Below are 18,226 nucleotides of genomic sequence, written 5' to 3' on the forward strand. Positions count from 1 at the left end.
GTCAAGCGCTCCGCAATCGGAGCGACGCCCCGGCCCGGAGCGCGAGGATGACCGCGAAGGCCCACGACGACGCCCAGACGGTCGCCGCGACGCCCCCGCCATAGGCGACGAGCAGCGCCTCGCGACCCTCGACGACCGGCAGCGCGTCGTACGTCTGCCGCAGCGCGACCAGCGCCACGACCCCCGCACCGACGCCCAGCGTGATGAGCCCGGCGAGCACCGCGTTGCGGCTGACGCGGGCCGGCGGCGGGCCCTCGAACCGGTCCTCGCGCGCCCGCGCCGGCCACAGCGCCGTGACCGCGCACGTGGCGGCGGTCCACGCGAGCACGACGAGCACGGCGGCCAGGACGTCCGAGGGCCGGTGCCAGCGCCCGACGAGCGTCGCGATCCCCGTCGCCGCGGTGTAGCCCGCGCCGATCACGGCGACCGGGGGACGCGCCCGGGCCGGCACGACGAGCAGCAGCACCACCGCGATCGACATCGCCGCCGTGGTGTGCCCGCTGGGCAGGGAGTTGTCCTGAGACCCGAGCGTGATCCCGTGGTCCGGCCGCGGCAGCAGCGCGTACTTCACGAGCTGCGTGGTGATGTTGGCGCCGCCCGCCACGATCGCGACCTGCACCGCGAGCTCCCACCGCCGCCGCACGACCGCGATGACGATGGCGACCAGCAGCACGATCGCGATCGCGCCGACCGACACGACGTCGAGCACCTTCTCCGCGACGCGCCACAGGTCCGTGCGCCCGTACCGCGCCCCGTCGAGCACGGCGGCCTCGACGAGCTGGCCGTCCTCGGTGTCGACGAACACGCGCCACAGCGCCCACACGCCGACCATGCAGCCGACGCACACGAGCAGGCACGCCACGACCACGCCCGCGCGGCCGCGCGGCGTCACCAGGCTCGTCGAGCTCGTCGTCGTGGTCACCACGCGCCCAAACTAGGCCACCGCGCCCACGCGCCACGGCCGCGTCCACACCCCCCACACGCGACCTACCCCACCCCCCGACGACACCCCCCGACGACGTGCCGGGGAGGGAGTGCGCCGCCCCGCCCGACGAGCGAGCTCGACGGAGGTGGGCGGGGCGGCGCGAGGACCGGCTCGTCAGGCCACGGTCAGCCGGTCCGGCAGGGGGCGGGGCTCGTACCCCGCGCGCGCGACGAGCTCGGGCGTGTGCAGGTGGCACGCGACCGAGCGCCGCGGGTCGTCGCCCGGCACCAGCGAGGGCGACAGCTCGGGCTGGATCGCGGCGCACGCGTCGAACGCGAACGCGCAGCGGTCCCGGAACGGGCAGCCGGACGGCAGGTGGGCCATGTCCGGCGGCGAGCCGGGGATCCCGCCCAGCTCCTTGCGCGGCCCGCGCAGCGGCGGGAACGAGTGGAGCAGCCCGTCCGCGTACGGGTGCCGCGGCCGGCGGTAGACGTCCTGCGCCGAGGCGTCCTCCACGATCTCGCCGGCGTACATGATCGCGATGCGGTCGGCGATCTCGATCAGCAGCGACACGTCGTGCGTGATGAAGATGACCGAGAACCCGAGCCGCTCCCGCAGGTCGGCGATCTGCTCGACGATCTGGCGCTGCATCACGACGTCGAGCGCGGTCGTCGGCTCGTCCATGATGAGGACCTGCGGGTCGAGCGCCAGCGCCATCGCGATCATCACGCGCTGCCGCATGCCGCCCGAGAGCTGGTGCGGGAAGTCCCGCAGCCGGTCGGGGTTGATCCCGACGAGGTCCAGCAGGTCCGCGGCTTTCTCGAGCGCCTCGGCCTTCTTCATGCCGGGCACGTGGGCCAGGATCGCGTCGGCGATCTGCCGGCCGATCCGGTGCACGGGGTTGAGCGAGTTCATGGCGCCCTGGAACACGATCGCCATGTCCTGCCACCGCGACGCGCGCAGCGCGGCGTCGTCGAGCGCCAGGACGTCCCGCTGCGTCCCGTCCCGGTCGGTGAACACCACCTGGCCGCCCGTGATCAGCCCGGGCGGCGGCAGCAGCCGCGTCGCCGCGTAGGCGAGCGTCGACTTGCCGCACCCGGACTCGCCCGCGAGCCCCAGCACCTCGCCGCGGTTCAGCGTCAGGGACACCTGCCGCAGCACGTGCGTCGGCTCGTCGTACCCGTAGTCCACCGACAGGTTCTTGATCTGGAGCACCGGGTCCTTCGCGGGGGCGAAGGCCCGGGACTCGGCGGCCAGCGCGCTCACGACCGGTCCTCCTTGGCCTCGTACACGACCGGCGTGAAGCCGATGCGGGGGCGGATGCGGCGCTTGCGCAGGCTCTTGGCGTTCAGCCCCGTGGAGCGCAGGCGCGGGTTGACGAACTCGTCGATCCCGAAGTTGATCAGGGTCAGCGAGATCCCGACGAGCGCGATGCACAGGCCCGGGAACATGTACCACCACCACGCTCCGCGCTGGAGCGCGAGCTGCGCCTGCGCCCAGTACAGGACCGTGCCCCAGTTCCACGTGTCCGTCGGCGTGATGCCGATGAAGGACAGCGTGATCTGGGAGAGCACCGCGAAGGACACGGTCCCGACGAAGCCGGCGGCGATCATCGCGGTGAGGTTGGGCAGGATCTCCGAGAGCACGATGCGCCAGGTGCTCTCGCCGTTGCCGCGTGACGCCTCGACGAAGTCGCGCTTGCGCAGGGACAGCGTCTGGGCGCGCAGCACCCGCGCCCCCCAGGCCCAGCCCGTGATGGCGATGACCACCGCCACGGTCAGGCCGCCCGCGGACGGCAGCATCCCCGCGATGATGATGATGAGCGGGAGCTGCGGGATGACCAGGAAGACGTTGGACAGGACCGACAGGCTCTCGTCGCCCACCCCGCCCACGTAGCCGGCCGTGATGCCGACCACGATCCCGATGAACGTCGCCAGGATGCCGGCGACGAAGGCGATCAGCAGCACGGACCGCGTGCCCAGGATGACCTGGGACATGACGTCCTGGCCCATGTGCGTGGTGCCCATCCAGTGCTCCCACGACGGCGGCTGCAGCAGGTCGCTGCTGCGCTCGTCGGGGTCGTACGGCGCGATCCAGGGCCCGATGACCGCGATCACGACGAAGAACGCGAGGATCGCCAGGCCGGTCAGGGCCTTGGTGTTGCGCGCCCACAGGAACCGGCGCTTCTTGCCGGTCGGTGCGACGTCCTGCTGGCCGATCGTGTCCGGCTCGAGGATGATCTCGGCTGCCATGGGTCAGCCCTCCTGACGCGTGCGGGGGTCGAGCACGCCGTACGCGAAGTCGGCGATGACGTTGGCGAGGAGCACGGCGACCGTGATGACCAGGAAGCACCCCTGCATGAGCGGGTAGTCCTTGGCGGCCGTCGCCTTGAGGAGCTGGTAGCCGATGCCCTGGTAGCTGAAGACCGTCTCCATCACGAGCGTGCCGCCGACGATGAAGCCGAGGGACAGCGCGAAGCTCGACAGCTGGGGCAGGATCGCGTTGCGCGCGGCGTAGCCGAACATCACCTTGCGCTCCGGCAGGCCCTTGGCCTGGGCGACCGTCACGTAGTCGTCCGACGAGACCGTCACCATCATGTTGCGCATCCCCAGGATCCAGCCGGAGACGGACGTGATGATGATGGTCAGCGCCGGCAGCGTGCCGTAGTAGATCACCGACCCGGCGAACTCCCAGCTGAGGTTCGGCACCATGCTGCGGTTGTAGCTCCCGCTCGCGGGGAACCAGCCCAGCCGCACCGCGAACAGCGCGATCACGACGAGGGCGAGCCAGAAGTACGGCACGGTCGAGAAGAACGTCGAGATCGGCAGCAGGATGTCGGCGCGCGTGCCGCGGCGCCAGCCGATCGCCACGCCCGCGAGCGTGCCGATCGTGAAGCTGATGATCGTCGCGATCCCGACGAGCCCGATCGTCCAGGGCAGGGACCGCGCCAGGATGTCGACGACCGGCTCGCGCCCCGAGAACGAGATGCCCAGGTTCCCGTGGAACAGCTGCGTCCAGTAGTTCACGTACTGCTGCCACAGCGTGGTGTTCTCGTCGAGCCCGAACAGCTTGGTGATCGCCTCGATCGCGTCAGGGCTGATCTTGCCCTGGTTGGCGGCGATGAGCGCCGTGACGGGGTCGCCCGGCATGACGCGCGGGATGAAGAAGTTGATCGTCATCGCGGCCCAGAAGGTGATGACGTAGAAGATCGTGCGTCGGACGAAGAACCTCATCGGTCGGCCTCCTGCAGGGCGTCGGGGAGGCCGGCGGCCGGTCCGGTGCCGCTCGCGGCGCCGCCGTCGACGCTCTCGGCGCCGGGGACGTCCGGACGGTCGGGACGGTCGGAGTAGCCCCAGCACGCGGCGGAGCGGCCGGGCCCGACGGGGATCAGGGGCGGCACCTCCGCGCGGCACACGTCCGTGGCGTACGGGCAGCGGGGGTTGAACCGGCAGCCGGACGGCGGCCGGACCAGGCTGGGCGCCTCGCCGCGGGCGCCGCGCGCCCGGGCGTCGAGGTCGTCCGGGTCCGGTGCGGACGCGATCAGCAGCTGCGTGTACGGGTGCTTCGGGTCCTGCGTGACGGACTCGGAGTCGCCCTGCTCGACGACGCGGCCCGCGTACATGACCATCGTCCGGTCCGCGAAGTACCGCGCGGACGCGATGTCGTGCGTGATGTAGAGGATCGCGATCTGCAGGCGGTCGCGCAGGTCGCGCAGCAGGTTGAGGATGCCCAGGCGGATCGAGACGTCGAGCATGGAGATCGGCTCGTCGGCCAGCAGCACCTCGGGGTCCGCGGCCAGGGCGCGCGCGATCGCGACGCGCTGGCGCTGCCCGCCCGAGAGCTCGTGGGGGAACTTGTCGACGTAGCGCGCGGGGGGCGTGAGCTGCACGCGCGTGAGCAGCGCGTCGAGCTCCGCCTCGAGCTCCGCGCCGCGCAGCCGGCCCTGGTGGATCCGGATGCTGCGGGTCAGGGTGTAGCGCACGGTGTGGACCGGGTTCAGCGAGCCGAACGGGTCCTGGAAGATCATCTGCACCCGCCGCACGTACGCGCGGAAGGCGCGGCGGCCGCGGGCGGTCGCGTCCTGGCCGTGCAGCAGGATCTGGCCGCCGGTCGCCGGCATGAGCTGGGCGAGCAGCCGCGCGATCGTCGACTTGCCCGAGCCGGACTCGCCGACCAGGGCGACGACGTGGCCGCGGTGGAGCTCGATGTCGACGTCGTCGACCGCGTGCACCACGGCGTGGGAGCGGAAGCCGCGCACCGGGAAGTGCTTGCGCAGCTGGACGGCCTGCAGGACGGGCGCCCCGTCACCGGGGTCCGCCGGCGGTGCCGGTCGGGGGGTTGTTGCCATCGGTTTCACCTTGGGGACGTGGGCCGCGGCGGGCCGGTGCGCGGGTCGGGTGGACCCGCGCACCGGCCTGCCTCTCGTGCAGGAGGCCGGCGAGCGGCCAGCGGGCGGCTCAGTCCGCGGTCGGCTTGAGCTTCGTCAGGATGAGGGCGGCCTGCGGACCCGTCGGCTGCGGGTTCGCGTAGGGGTCCTCGGCCGTCGGGAAGCCCGTGTAGTTGACCGTCGAGTACTGCGCGACGGCCGGGCGGGACCAGATGACCAGGCCGGGGACGTCCTCGACGAAGTGCTTCTGCACGGTGCCGAGGGCGGCCATGCGGTCGGCGTCGGACGTGGCCGACTTGAAGTCGGCGAGCGCCGCCGTGACCTCGTCGTCCTGGTACCGGCCGAAGTTCCAGTTGGCCGGCTCACCCTGGGGCACGTAGGACGCGCCGTCCATGATGTTCGAGTACAGGTTCCACGGCGTGGACCCGCCGTCGGTCCAGTGCAGCGACGCGTCGAAGTCGCCCAGGTTGATCACCTGGTTGAACCAGGTGTCCTGGACCACCGGCTCGACCTTGGCGTCGGCGCCGAGCGCCTTGGCGCCCTCGCCGATGATCGCCAGCGCGTCGAGGTAGTCGGTCCAGCCCTGCGGGTTGGTCAGCGTGAAGGAGACCTTCTCGCCATCCGGGTCGACGAGCGCGTCGCCGTCCCAGGTGTACCCCGCGTCGGTCAGCACCTGCTTGGCACCGTCGACGTCGACCGAGAGCTCCTGGCCCTTGTACTCGTCCATGATGAAGTCGTCACCCGAGGGCTGGGGCAGCCCGGTGACCGACTTGATCTGCGGCCACACGCCGTAGCCGGCGGTCGCGGAGATGTCCGCCCGGTCCACCACCATGTTCAGCGCCTTGCGGAACGCGACGTCGTTGAACGGCTTCTCCTCGTTGTTGAGGTAGAGCACGTCGACGCCGAAGCCACCGCCCGCGACCTGGTTGAAGTGGTCGGGGTCCTGGGCGATGAAGGTGTTCTCGAAGTCGGGGATGAAGACCCAGCCCCACTGCGCCTCGCCCGAGGTCAGTGCGGTGGTCAGGCCCGGGTTGTCCTTGAACGCGTCGTAGCGCAGCTCGCCGACCAGCGGCTTCTCGCCCCAGTAGGAGTCGTTGGGGACCAGGGTGACCGACTGCGGCGTGAAGCTCTTCAGCGTGAACGGACCGGTGCCGATCATGTCGTCGGCCGTGTACGTGACCGGGTCCTCGTTCTCCCAGATGTGCTTGGGCACGATCAGGAGCTTGTAGAGCTTGACGGCGTTGACGTACTGGCCGGAGGTGAAGCCGACCGTGACCGTCGAGCCGTCCGTGGTGATGTCGCCGTACTGGCCCGGGAAGTCCGGGTTGAGCTCGTCGTTGTCCTTGCGGATCTGCAGGGAGTACGCGATGTCGTCGGCCGTGAAGTCCTCGCCGTCGCTCCACTTGACGCCCGCGCGCGGGGTGATGACCGCCTCGGTGTAGTCGTCGTTCCACTCGATCTTCTCCGCCAGCCACGGGGTCGGCGGGTCGTTCGGCTTGATCTCGTTGACCTGCATCAGCGACTCATAGATCGCGTAGGCGTAGCCGAACGAGGTGGACCCGGCGCCGGGGGCGATCGGGTTCTGGTTGGCGGACGCCTCACCGTTCGGCATGCCGACGGTCAGGACCTTGTCCGACCGCTCGTTGCTCGTGGCCTGCGTCGGCTTGTCGCCGTCACCGTCGGCGGGGTCCTCGCCGCCACCGGAGCAGGCGGTGGCGAGCAGGGCGACGACCGCCGCGCTCGCCGCGACCGTCGTGAACTTGCGCATCCTCACGGAGTGCCTCCTTGCACTGTGTTCTTCCCGGATGTGTCTTCGGCGGACGGGTCGCCCCGCCCGGGTCTCGCAGGCCGGGTCTCCCCGGCCGGTTGACCCGACGGGACTGCGGAGACCGTCGGGCCGGCGTGCGGTGGATCAAGTCGTGCGGTGGATCAAGTCGTGCGGTGGATCAGGTGGTGCGGTGGATCAGGTGCTGCGGTGGATCAGGTGGTGCTGCCGGGCGGCTGCCCGGTCCCGGCCGGCGCGGCCTCGACGGCCACGTCGACGACGGAGCGCAGGTCGCCCGACGAGCGCCCCGCGTGGAGCCGGTACGTGCCGGCGGGGACCGCCCAGCCGCCACGTGCCGTGTCCCAGGTCCGGAACGCCGAGGCGTCCACCCGGACCCGGACGTCCTGCTGCTCGCCGGCGGCCACCTCGGTGCCGGCGAACCCGCCGAGCCAGCGCACGGGGCGGTCGGGCGACCCCGCCGGCGGCTCGACGTAGACCTGGACGACCTCGCGCCCGGCGCGGGTCCCCGTGTTGCGGACCGGGACGACGACCTCGACGCTCCCGTCCGCGGACCGCGTCGCGTGCGCGGCGCCGTGCTCGAACGTGGTCCACCCGAGCCCGTGCCCGAACGGCGCGGCCGGCGTGCGGCCCAGCCGGAGCCAGGACCGGTAGCCCACGTGCACGCCCTCGTGGTACTCGACGACCCCGTCGACCGGGACCGCGTCGCGCACCGGCACGTCGGACTCGTGCGCGGGCAGCGTCCACGGCAGGCGCCCCGCGGGCTCGGTCCGGCCGCTGAGCACGTCCGCGAGCGCCTCGGGCCACTCCTGGCCGCCGAGCCACGCCCACACCACGCACGGCACCTCGTCGAGCCACGGCAGGAGGACGGGTGCGCCGGCGTTCACCACGACGACCGTGCGCGGGTTGGCCGCGACCACCTCCTTGACGAGCTGGTCCTGCGTGCCGGGCAGCGCGAGCGACGTCCGGTCGTACCCCTCGGACTCGATCTCCTCGTTGGTGCCGACGACGACGACCGCGAGGTCCGCGGCCGCCGCGGCGCGCACGGCGTCCGCGAGCAGCTCGTCGGGCGAGGTCCCCGGCGTGCGGTGGACCAGCTCGGCGCGGGCGAACGACGCGTACCCGACCGGGTGCACCGCCTGGACGGTCGCGTCGAGCTCGACCGTCGTGGGCACCAGGGTCTCGACGACGAGCGTCGCGGGCACCGGGGCGTTGACGCTCGAGTCGAGGATGACCTCGGCGCCGACCAGGCCCTCGGCGGTCGAGAGCACCTCGCCGCCGACGACGATCCGGTGCCGGCCCACGGTGCCCACGCCGACCTCGTGCCGGCCGGGCTCGTCGAGCGCGACGGTCGTGCGCAGGCGGACGGCGTGCGCCTGCGCCGGCACGTCCCGCAGCCAGCCCGACCACTGCGTCACGGTGGTGGCGCTGATCACGGCGCCCTGCTCGTCGAGCAGCTCGACCAGCGCACCGGGCTCCCCGGCCGGGGACGTGCAGCGGGCCGCGAGGTCGAGGGCGGGCGGCAGCAGACGCGAGACCGCGCCGGCGTGCACCGTGACCTCGGCGCCGAACGCGTCGCGCGCGGCCTCGGCCAGGTCGCCGTGCCGCTGCGGGCGCACGTAGCCGGAGCCGCCGCCCTGCACGAACGGGGCGACCGCGTTGGGCCCGAGCAGGGCGACCCGGCGGACGTCGTCGGCCGCGAGCGGCAGCGAGCCCTCGTCGTCGCGCAGCACCACCATCGAGCGTCCGACGAGACGGCGCAGCGTCTCCCGGACGTCCACCCGGTCCAGCAGCCCGCGCAGCGCGCCCGCGGGCTCGACGCCCTCGAGCGCACCGACGCGCTGGGCGAGCAGGAGCAGGCGGTCGACCTTGTCGTCCAGCACCGCCTCGCTCACCTCGCCGGAGCGCACGGCGTCCAGCAGGCCGTCGCCCCACACGCCGTCGGGGCCGGGCATCTGGAGGTCGAGCCCGCCCTCCGCCGCGCCGGCGACGGACTTGGTGGCGACCCAGTCGCTCACCACGACGCCGTCGAAGCCCCACTCGTCCTTGAGCACCTCGGTGAGCAGGGGCCGGTGCTCGAGGACGGGCGCCGCGGTGGTGCCGTCGTCGACGCCCGAGTACGCGCCCATGACCGACCACGCGCGGGCCTCGTGGACCAGCCGCTCGAACGGCGCGAGGTACACCTCGCGCAGCGTCCGCTCGTCGACCCGCGCCAGGTAGCTGGTGCGCTGGGTCTCGGAGTCGTTGGCCACGAAGTGCTTGACGCACATGCCGACGCCGCGGTCCTGGGCCGAGCGCACCACGTGCACGGCGATGTCGCCGGTCAGCAGCGGGTCCTCGGAGTAGCACTCGAAGTGCCGGCCGGCCACGGGCGTGCGCTGCAGGTTGACCTGCGGGGCGAGCACCACGTCGACGCCGTGCCGCCGGGCCTCCGCCGCGAAGAGCGCGCCGACCTCGTCGGCCAGGTCCCGGTCCCACGTCGCCGCGAGGGCGCTGGGGGCGGGGAACGACGCGGAGGTCTCGGCCGGGTCGTCGGACACGCCGCGCACGCCGGCCGGGCCGTCCGAGAGGTGCAGGGCACGCAGGCCGATGTGCGGCACGGGCGTGGTGGACCACAGGCCGGCGCCGACGACGAGCCGCACCTTCTCCTCGAGGGAGAGCTGCCGGCGCAGCGCGGCGAGCGGGTGCTCGGTGCGCGTGGCCACGCCACCGGGGGTGGCGGGGCGGTCCGCAGCGGGGGGCTGCGCGGTGTCGAGGGACACGGGGTGGATCTCCTTCGTCGACTGCGTTGTCGTCTGGGCGAGATCCAAACACATGACTTACTGACTTGTCAGTAAGTGGGTAGGTCACAGTATGGTTGCGGTCATGGACGACGAGGTTCGGGCTGCGGCACCGTCCGCCGCAGCGACGCAGACGGGGCCCGCGGGCACTCCCGCGCCGGCGCCGGGCACGCGCGCGCCCCGGACCCGACGGCCGCGGCAGGCCACCGTGGAGCGCCGCGCGGAGATCCTGCGCGCAGCCGCCAAGACCTTCGGCTCCAAGGGCTACATGAACGGCTCGCTCGCGGACGTCGCGGAGCAGGTCGGCATCACGCACGCGGGCGTCCTGCACCACTTCGGGTCCAAGGACCAGCTGCTCGTCGAGGTGCTCGAGTACCGCGACAAGGAGGACGTGCGGGACCTCGAGGGCCAGCACATCCCCGGCGGCATCGAGCTGTTCCGGCACCTGGTGCGCACCGTCCACATGAACGAGGACCGTCCCGGCATCGTGCAGGGCTACACCGTGCTCACGGGCGAGTCCGTGACCGAGAACCACCCCGCGCGCGGCTGGGTGACGCAGCGCTTCACCGTCCTGCGCGGGGAGATCGCGGACGCCGTCCGGGAGGTGGGCGGCCCGGGCGTCTCCGACGAGGCCGCGCGCCGTGCGGCCAGCGCGATCATCGGCGTGATGGACGGCCTGCAGGTGCAGTGGCTGCTCGACGACACGCTCGACCTCGCGGCGGCCACCGAGTTCGCGATCTGCGCGATCCTGACCGCGACCTGCACGGACGTCACCATCCCGTCGCTGTCCTGACCCTCGACACCACCGTCGTCGCCCTCGTCGTCGCCCCGGGCGCCGCGCACCTCGTCCGGGGCGCGGCCGACCGCGTTCCCAGGCAATTCCCAGGCTCGGCCCAGGATCGCCACAGGCTGCGCTCGCACCGTGGGTGCATGACAGCCACGACCGACCAGCGCACGCTCGTCGTCGGCGACCTCTGCCTCGACGAGGTCAGCGGCGAGGTCACGCGCGCGGGTGAGCCCATCCACCTCACGCCCACCGAGCGGGACCTGCTCACGTACTTCATGCGCAACCCGCGGCGCGTGCTGTCCAAGCGGCAGATCCTCGACCGCGTGTGGCGCCACGACCGCGGCGGCGAGGCCGGCGTCGTCGAGCTCTACGTCAGCTACCTGCGCCGCAAGATCGACAAGGGCCGCGACCCGATGCTGCACACCCAGCGCGGCATCGGCTACGTCCTGCGCCCCACGGCCTGATCCCCGCTGCGCTGCCCGCGCGAGATCGTCAGGACGTGGCGGAGTCGTCGGAGAGCTCTGACGACCCCGGGCAACTACTGACGACTTCGGCGGCTGCCGGGTGCGGTGCCGCGGGTGCGGCGGCACGGTTGCGGCGGTCCGGTGCCGTCAGACGGGGTAGGCGCGGTAGAAGTCGAGGGCGTCGGCCACCGGGGCGACCACCCGGAACACGCCGGTGCCGTTGAACCAGACGACCACGGCCGTGCCGTCGCCCAGGTCGGCGGCGGTGTAGGTACCGACGCGCTGGTCGCCCACGCGCACCGGGCCCGTCTGCGGGAGCTGGTCCCGGCCGGCGGTCGGCGCGGGGTCGGGCGCCTTGCCGGTCGCGTCGTCCGCCGGCGCCGTGGCGTCGTCCGCCCCGCCCGCGGCCTGCGCGAGCGGGAGGTCCTCGGTCAGCGTCTGGGCGAGCTTCTTGGCGTCCTCGGCGGTCTCGAGCTGGCCCGCCTGCACCGTGACGGTGGCGTCGCCGCCGTCGGTGTACTCCTCCACGTAGGCCTCGAGCGCGCCCTGGTCGAGCCACCCCGCGGCCTCCTTCGAGGACGCCAGCGCGTACTGCAGGACGGTCGTCGGCAGGGTGGCCGCGAACGGCGTCGTGGCCGTGCGCGCCACCGGCTCCACCGAGGGCGTGGGCGAGGGCAGCCGGATCGTCGTAGCGACCACGGGCTCCGGCGGGAGCGCCTCCTCGTCGTCGCCGCCGGTCGCCAGCACGATGCCGACGACGACCGCGACGACGACCAGCACGCCGGCGCCGATCGCGACGGGCAGGAGCCAGCGCGGGCGGGCCGCCGGCTTCGCCGCCGCGTCGTCGGGCGCGGGCGGGGCCGCCGCGCTCCCGGGGCTCGCCGGACCGGCCGCCGCGCCGGGCTCGCGCGGCGGCTCGCCGGGTCGGTTCGGGTCGTCGGGACGTCCGCCGTCGCTCATCGCTCCCCCTCGGCTCGCGTGCGTCCGCCGGTCAGCCGGACCTCCCGCAGCCTACCGAGCGCGGGTCAGGCTGCCAGGTCTCGGCGCCGCACGCCCACCAGACCGAGCCCGACGAGCGCGCCGGCGACCGCCGAGACGACGAGCACCGGCGGCCACGTCATCGCATCGGCCGGCAGCGAGGGCAGGTAGGCGAACGGCGAGAGGGCGTCGGTCCCGTCGGGCAGGATCTCGCCGAACATCGCCCACACGCCGACGTAGGACACGTACGCCCAGACGGCGCCGAACGCGCGCGGCAGCCAGCCCAGCACCGCGACGGCGACACCCAGCACGACGAGCACGCCCGGCACGGTCACCGCGGCGGCGCCGAGCAGGCTCCCCACCTGGCTGTCGTCGTCGAGGGCCGCCGCGGCCGCGACCCCCATGAGGAGCCCGGCGACGACGAGCGCGACGGTCGCGACCACCGCCGCGAGCGCCACCTGCGCGCCCAGCCACCGCACGCGCGAGACCGGCAGCGCCAGGAGGTTCGCCGCGCGGCCGGACGTCTCCTCGGTGCGCGCCGCGCCGACCGCGGTGCCCGCGTACGCGGCCGCGAGCACCGCGAGGAACACCACGTACAGGGCGAACACCGAGGCCACGGCACCGGCCGGGCCGGCCGGGAAGAGCTGGCCGAGCTCCGGGTCGTCGGTGACGAAGTCGACCACGGCGTCCGCGAGGAACCCGATCAGCAGCGCGCTGAGCAGGATCGCGACCGACCAGGAGACGATCGACGTCCGCTGCCGTCGCCAGGTCAGCCCGACCACCGTGCCGAGCCGCCCGCGTGCGCGGCCGAGGCGCTGCTGGAGCAGCCCCGCCCCGTGGTCCCGACGGTCCACCAGGGCGAACGCGAGCGCCACCGCGACGACCGTCGCGCCGACGCCGACGAGCAGCGGCCACCAGCGGTCGAGCACGAACGGCGCGGTCGCCTGGCTCCAGCCGAACGGCGACAGCCACGTCCAGACGCTCCCGCTCTCGGGCTCCCGGACGTCGCCCACCGCGCGCAGCACGAGGGCCAGCCCGATCGCGGCCATGCCCAGGGCCGAGGCGGCGCGCGCCGTCCCCGCGACCTGCGACGCGGCCGCGGAGACGGCCGCGAACACCAGCGCCTGCACCACGACGCCGAGGCACAGCAGCGCGCTCCCGGTGGGGTCGAGGCTCGTCGTCAGCATCGCCACGAACGTCGCGGCCCCCACCGCGAGGGTCGCGACCGTCGCGGCGACCAGCCCGGCGACCACGGGCGCGGACCGGCCGACGGGCTGCGAGCGGACCAGCTCGAGGCGCCCGTCCTCCTCCGGCGCCCGCAGGTGCCGGGTCACCGCGAGCACCGCCATGATCGCGACCGGGATCATGATCCACAGCGCGAGCTCGTTCGCCGTCATGGCGCCGATCGTGTAGTCGTCGAGCCCGTACCCCGGGCCCGCCAGCGCGGTGGCGGCGGGCGAGGAGATCAGCTCGGCACGCGCCTGCCGGGCCTCGGCGCTCGGGAAGAGCCGGTCGTAGGCGGGGACCGAGACCGCCATCAGCCAGCCGACCGCCAGGGCCCACACGACGATCCGGAACCGGTCCGCGCGCAGCGCGAGGCGCACCAGCCCGCGCGTGCCCGCGAGCGCGTGGGTGGGACCGGCCGGCGCCCGACGAGCCAGCGCCGGACCGCCTGCCACCGCCGGCGCCGTCACCGCTCGTCCTCGGGCACGCGGGCGGCCGCGAGCTCGTCGGAGTACTCGCGCAGGAACAGGTCCTCGAGCGTCGGCGGGTGCGCGACGAGCGAGCGCACGCCGTGCTGCGGCAGGCTCGCCAGGACGCCGTCGAGCGCGTCGGTCTCGGTCTCGAACGCCAGGTGCTCGTCCTCCCGGCGCAGGTGGTGCACGCCCGCGATCCGGGCGAGCGCCGCCTGGGCGGCGTCCGCGTCGCGCACGCCCGCGGTCACCGAGGTCCGCGTGAGGCCGCGCAGCTCGTCGAGCGAGCCGGAGGCCACCGCGCGGCCGTGGCGGATGATCGTGACCCGGTGGGCCAGCGCCTCGACCTGCGCCAGGATGTGGCTGGACAGCAGCACCGTGCGGCCGTCCGCCGCGGCCTCCCGCACCACCTCCTGGAACAGCGCCTCCATGAGCGGGTCGAGCCCGCTGGTCGGCTCGTCCATCAGCAGCAGCTCGACGTCCGCCGCGAGCGCCGCGACCAGCGCGACCTTCTGCCGGTTGCCCTTGGAGTACGCGTGGCCCTTGATCCGCGGGTCGAGCTCGAACCGTTCCACCAGGTCGTCGCGCCGTCGCGGGTCCAGGCCGCCGCGCAGCCGGCCGAGCAGGTCGATCGACTCGCCACCGGACAGGTTGGGCCACAGGTTGACGTCGCCCGGCACGTAGGCGAGCCGGCGGTGCAGCGCCACCGCGTCGCGCCAGGGGTCCCCGTCCAGCAGCCGCACGTCGCCCTCGTCGGGCCGCAGCAGACCCAGCAGCACCCGGATGGTGGTGGACTTCCCGGCCCCGTTGGGTCCCAGGAAGCCGTGCACCTCACCCGTGGCGACGTGCAGGTCGAAGCCGTCGAGCGCCCGCTTGGGGCCGAACGTCTTCACGAGCCCGTCGACCGCGATCGCGTCCGTCATGGAGTCTCCTCGAGGGTGGTGGTGGTCGGAGGTGGGGTGGCCGGAGGTGGGGTGGTCGGAGGTGGCGTGGCTGGGGACGGGGACACGGGGGGTGGGGCGGCCTGCGCGGTGACCGCCAGGTCGTAGGCGTCCAGGTACGACGAGTCCGCGAACACCCCGTGCGTGTAGAGCTCGAGCACCGCGCGGACGTCCGCACCCATGGCGGCAATGGCCGCACGCGGGTCGCTGGTGGGTGCGGGCCCGGTCCCGGCGGACGCGCGGACCTGCGCGACGAGCAGGAGGCCGAGGTCCACCGCGACGAGCACGCGCGCCATCGCCGCGACGTCCGTGCCCGCGCGCACCGCACCGTCGGCGACGCCGTCGGCCAGGTACCGCGCGCTCGCCTCGACGAGCCCGTCGACCAGGTGCGCCGCCAGCGCACCGCCGGCCAGCAGCGAGCGGACGAGGTACGCGACGATCGGCGCCAGGTCGTCCGCCTCCGCGATCCGCGCGGCGGTCTGCTCCGGCGTCGCGTGCCGCATCGTGGTCGCGAGCTCGTCGCCCACGACCTCGAGCACGTGCGCGTCGCACGCCGCACGCAGGCCGTCCTTGGTGCCGAAGTGGTGGATGACCAGGGCCGCGGACACGCCGGCGTCGGCCGCGATCGCCCGCAGCGGGGTGTCGAAGCCGTCCCGGGCGAACCGCTGCATCGCCGCGTCGCGGATGCGCGCGCGAGCGGTCAGGTCGTCCGGTGATGAACGCACGTGCAGCAGGCTAAACACTTGTTCAGTCGCGCCGCAAGACCCTCGCGCGCGGGGCGGCCGGTGCGCGCCGGCGCCGCGGGCTCGTCGGTTCCGGTCCCGGTCTCCGGCGGGGGCGGGCTCGCCATGTCAGAGCCGGTGCGTACCGTGCTCCGCGTGACGAGGACCAGTACGCGCGCCGGCGCGACGAGCCGCGCGGGCTTCCGCTGCACCGAGTGCGGCTGGACCGCGACCAAGTGGGTCGGCCGCTGCGGCGAGTGCCAGGCGTGGGGGTCGGTGGTCGAGGACGCGGGGCCGGGTGGCGGCGCGCCGCGCACGGCCGCGGCTCCCCCGCCGCGCGGACCGGCGCTCCCGATCGACCAGATCCCGGGCGAGACCGCCCAGGCGCGCCCGACCGGGGTGGACGAGCTCGACCGCGTGCTCGGCGGCGGCCTGGTCCCCGGCGCCGTGGTGCTGCTCGCCGGGGAGCCCGGCGTGGGCAAGTCGACCCTGCTGCTGGACGTCGCCGCCCGCGCGGCGCGCGGCGGCCGCCGGGTCCTGTACGTCACGGGCGAGGAGTCGGCGGCCCAGGTGCGGCTGCGCGCGGGCCGGATCCGGGCGCTGGACCCGAACCTGCTGCTCGCGGACGAGACGGACCTCGGGGCGGTGCTCGGCCACATCGAGCAGTCCGCGCCGGACCTCTTCGTGCTCGACTCCGTGCAGACGGTCGCGTCGGCGCAGGTCGAGGGCACGGCGGGCGGCGTCGCGCAGGTGCGGGAGGTGAGCTCGGCGGTCATCCAGGCGGCCAAGTCGCGCGGCATGCCGGCGGTGATCGTGGGCCACGTGACCAAGGACGGCTCGGTCGCCGGGCCGCGCACGCTCGAGCACCTGGTCGACGTGGTGTGCCAGTTCGAGGGCGACCGCCACTCGCGGCTGCGTCTGCTGCGCGCCACCAAGAACCGCTACGGCCCGACGGACGAGGTCGGCTGCTTCGACCTGTCCGAGCAGGGCATCGTGGGCCTCGCCGACCCGTCCGGCCTGTTCGTCTCCCAGGCGCTGCACGCCGTCCCCGGCACGTGCCTGACCGTGACGCTCGAGGGCCGGCGTCCGCTCGCGGTCGAGGTCCAGGCGCTGGTCGCCCCGTCGGCGGCGCCCAACCCGCGCCGCACCACCAGCGGCGTGGACTCGGCGCGCCTCGCGATGGTGCTCGCCGTGCTGCAGCGCCGCCTCGGCGCGCGGCTCGCCGACCAGGACGTCTACGTCTCGACCGTGGGCGGCGCGCGCGTCGTCGAGCCGGCCGGCGACCTCGCGCTCGCGCTCGCCGCGGTCGGGTCGCGGGAGGACGTCGCCCTGCCGCGCGGGCTCGTCGCGCTCGGGGAGGTCGGCCTCGCCGGCGAGATCCGGGCGGTCCCGGGCATCGGGCGCCGGCTCGCGGAGGCCGCGCGGCTGGGCTTCCGACGCGCTATCGTCCCGGCGTCGTCGGTCGAGGACCTCGTGGCACCCGAGGGCGTCCACGTCGTCGGGGCGCGGGACCTGGCGCACGCGGTCTCGGTGCTCACCGCGTCCGCGGCCGCCGCCTCGGCGCCGGAGCCGCGACCCGGCGTCGACGCGGCCGCGCGCCGCTGAGGCACGCCGTCGACGCGGAAGTCACCCGCGCGGCGCCGGGGGTCCCACGATGGCGTCGTTACCATGCTCCCGTGGCCGCCTCGCACGCTTCCGATGACCTGCTGCGCTCGACGCTGGCCGCCGTCGCGCCCGGAGGCGAGCTGCGGGACGGTCTCGAGCGGATCCTGCGGGGCCGCACGGGTGCGCTGATCGTCCTCGGCTTCGACCGGACGGTCGAGAGCATCTGCTCCGGCGGGTTCGTGCTCGACGTCGAGTTCTCCGCCACGCGCCTGCGCGAGCTGTGCAAGATGGACGGCGCCGTCGTGGTCGACCGGGACATCTCCCGCATCGTGCGCGCGGCCGTGCAGCTGCTCCCGGACGTGACGATCGAGACCTCCGAGTCCGGCACGCGGCACCGCACGGCCGAGCGCGTCGCCAAGCAGACCGGGCTCCCGGTCATCTCGGTCTCGGCCTCCATGCGGATCATCGCCCTCTACGTCGAGGACCGCCGCTACGTCCTCGAGGACTCGACCACGATCCTGTCCCGGGCGAACCAGGCCCTGGCCACGCTCGAGCGCTACAAGTCCCGTCTCGACGAGGTCTCGGGCACCCTCTCCGCGCTCGAGATCGAGGACCTCGTCACGGTCCGCGACGTCTCCGCGGTGGTGCAGCGCCTCGAGATGGTGCGCCGCATCTCCGACGAGATCGAGAGCTACGTCGTCGAGCTCGGCACGGACGGCCGTCTGCTCGCGCTGCAGCACGACGAGCTCGTCGGGACGATCGGCTCCGACCGCGAGCTCGTGATCCGCGACTACGTCGAGAACGGGCGCACCGACCTCGACACCGTGCTCGCGGCGCTCGGCGAGCTGGACGCCACCGAGCTGCTCGACATCGCGCGCATCGCCCGCGTGCTCGGCCTGCCCGGCGCCGGCGACGCGCTCGACGCGGCCGTCGGACCGCGCGGCTACCGGCTGCTCTCGCGCGTGCCGCGGCTGCCCGGCGCGATCGTCGACCGGCTCGTCGCGCACTTCGGTGGCCTGCAGAAGCTGCTCGCCGCCAACATCGACGACCTCATGGCGGTCGACGGCGTCGGCGAGCAGCGGGCCCGTGCCGTCCGCGAGGGGCTGTCCCGGCTCGCCGAGTCGAGCATCCTCGAGCGCTACGTCTGACGCCCGGCCGCA

General features: G+C 74.0%; 14 protein-coding genes and 1 pseudogene. 4 read left to right on the top strand and 11 right to left on the bottom strand.

What is annotated here, in order from left to right; genetic code table 11:
- Position 1: 1 nt before the first annotated feature.
- The 7 genes from KIN34_RS03025 to KIN34_RS03055 all read right to left on the bottom strand — a co-directional run bounded on the left by KIN34_RS03025 (position 2) and on the right by KIN34_RS03055 (position 9,857).
- Positions 2-925 carry a phosphatase PAP2 family protein gene (locus KIN34_RS03025; protein WP_214346471.1) on the bottom strand — a complete coding sequence of 308 codons (924 nt, stop codon included), beginning with the start codon at positions 923-925 and terminating at the stop codon, positions 2-4.
- A gap of 174 nt (positions 926-1,099) precedes the next feature.
- Entirely contained in the window at positions 1,100-2,191 is a 1,092-nt protein-coding gene (locus KIN34_RS03030) for an ABC transporter ATP-binding protein (RefSeq protein ID WP_214346474.1), read from the bottom strand.
- Complete coding sequence (locus tag KIN34_RS03035; RefSeq protein WP_214346489.1) at positions 2,188-3,177, bottom strand: ABC transporter permease; 990 nt, start codon at positions 3,175-3,177, stop codon at positions 2,188-2,190. The genes KIN34_RS03030 and KIN34_RS03035 overlap by 4 nt, the downstream gene beginning before the upstream one ends.
- Positions 3,178-3,180: 3 nt before the next feature.
- Positions 3,181-4,158 (bottom strand): ABC transporter permease, encoded by a 978-nt coding sequence (locus KIN34_RS03040; RefSeq protein WP_214346492.1) that lies wholly within the window; start codon positions 4,156-4,158, stop codon positions 3,181-3,183.
- A complete protein-coding gene (locus tag KIN34_RS03045; protein ID WP_237689032.1) occupies positions 4,155-5,273 on the bottom strand; it encodes an ABC transporter ATP-binding protein in 1,119 nt (372 codons plus the stop codon). Before KIN34_RS03045 ends, KIN34_RS03040 begins: the two co-directional genes overlap by 4 nt.
- A 109-nt stretch (positions 5,274-5,382) precedes the next feature.
- The gene (locus KIN34_RS03050) at positions 5,383-7,080 is read right to left on the bottom strand and encodes an ABC transporter substrate-binding protein (protein WP_237689247.1); all 1,698 of its coding nucleotides are present in this window, start codon (positions 7,078-7,080) and stop codon (positions 5,383-5,385) included.
- Positions 7,081-7,292: 212 nt separating this feature from the next.
- Positions 7,293-9,857: a beta-d-glucosidase gene (locus KIN34_RS03055; protein ID WP_307858060.1), complete on the bottom strand. Its 2,565-nt coding sequence runs from the start codon at positions 9,855-9,857 to the stop codon at positions 7,293-7,295.
- 103 nt (positions 9,858-9,960) lie between these two features.
- Between KIN34_RS03055 and KIN34_RS03060 the strand changes: the two genes are divergently transcribed.
- Positions 9,961-10,668 carry a TetR/AcrR family transcriptional regulator gene (locus KIN34_RS03060; RefSeq protein ID WP_372449520.1) on the top strand — a complete coding sequence of 236 codons (708 nt, stop codon included), beginning with the start codon at positions 9,961-9,963 and terminating at the stop codon, positions 10,666-10,668.
- 161 nt (positions 10,669-10,829) lie between these two features.
- Positions 10,830-11,126 (top strand): annotated as a pseudogene (locus KIN34_RS03065) (winged helix-turn-helix domain-containing protein); the annotation flags it as partial.
- 147 nt (positions 11,127-11,273) lie between these two features.
- Here KIN34_RS03065 and KIN34_RS03070 read toward each other — a convergent pair.
- The 4 genes from KIN34_RS03070 to KIN34_RS03085 form a co-directional block, all read right to left on the bottom strand.
- On the bottom strand, positions 11,274-12,086 hold the full coding sequence (locus tag KIN34_RS03070; RefSeq protein ID WP_214346507.1) for a hypothetical protein: 813 nt from the start codon (positions 12,084-12,086) through the stop codon (positions 11,274-11,276).
- Between the two features lie 65 nt (positions 12,087-12,151).
- Positions 12,152-13,798 (bottom strand): ABC transporter permease, encoded by a 1,647-nt coding sequence (locus KIN34_RS03075; RefSeq protein WP_307858061.1) that lies wholly within the window; start codon positions 13,796-13,798, stop codon positions 12,152-12,154.
- Positions 13,795-14,721: an ABC transporter ATP-binding protein gene (locus tag KIN34_RS03080; RefSeq protein ID WP_214346510.1), complete on the bottom strand. Its 927-nt coding sequence runs from the start codon at positions 14,719-14,721 to the stop codon at positions 13,795-13,797. The genes KIN34_RS03075 and KIN34_RS03080 overlap by 4 nt, the downstream gene beginning before the upstream one ends.
- Positions 14,718-15,464, bottom strand: coding sequence for a TetR/AcrR family transcriptional regulator (locus KIN34_RS03085; RefSeq protein ID WP_307858062.1), 747 nt, complete (start codon positions 15,462-15,464; stop codon positions 14,718-14,720). Before KIN34_RS03085 ends, KIN34_RS03080 begins: the two co-directional genes overlap by 4 nt.
- A gap of 123 nt (positions 15,465-15,587) precedes the next feature.
- Here KIN34_RS03085 and radA point away from each other — a divergent pair, with 123 nt between their 5' ends.
- Both radA and disA read left to right on the top strand, forming a co-directional pair.
- Positions 15,588-17,066, top strand: coding sequence for a DNA repair protein RadA (gene radA, locus KIN34_RS03090; RefSeq protein WP_237689033.1), 1,479 nt, complete (start codon positions 15,588-15,590; stop codon positions 17,064-17,066).
- 71 nt (positions 17,067-17,137) lie between these two features.
- Positions 17,138-18,214: a DNA integrity scanning diadenylate cyclase DisA gene (gene disA, locus KIN34_RS03095; RefSeq protein ID WP_214346513.1), complete on the top strand. Its 1,077-nt coding sequence runs from the start codon at positions 17,138-17,140 to the stop codon at positions 18,212-18,214.
- Positions 18,215-18,226: the final 12 nt, after the last annotated feature.

Source organism: Cellulomonas fulva, assembly GCF_018531375.1.
Classification (GTDB): Bacteria; Actinomycetota; Actinomycetes; order Actinomycetales; family Cellulomonadaceae; genus Cellulomonas; species Cellulomonas fulva.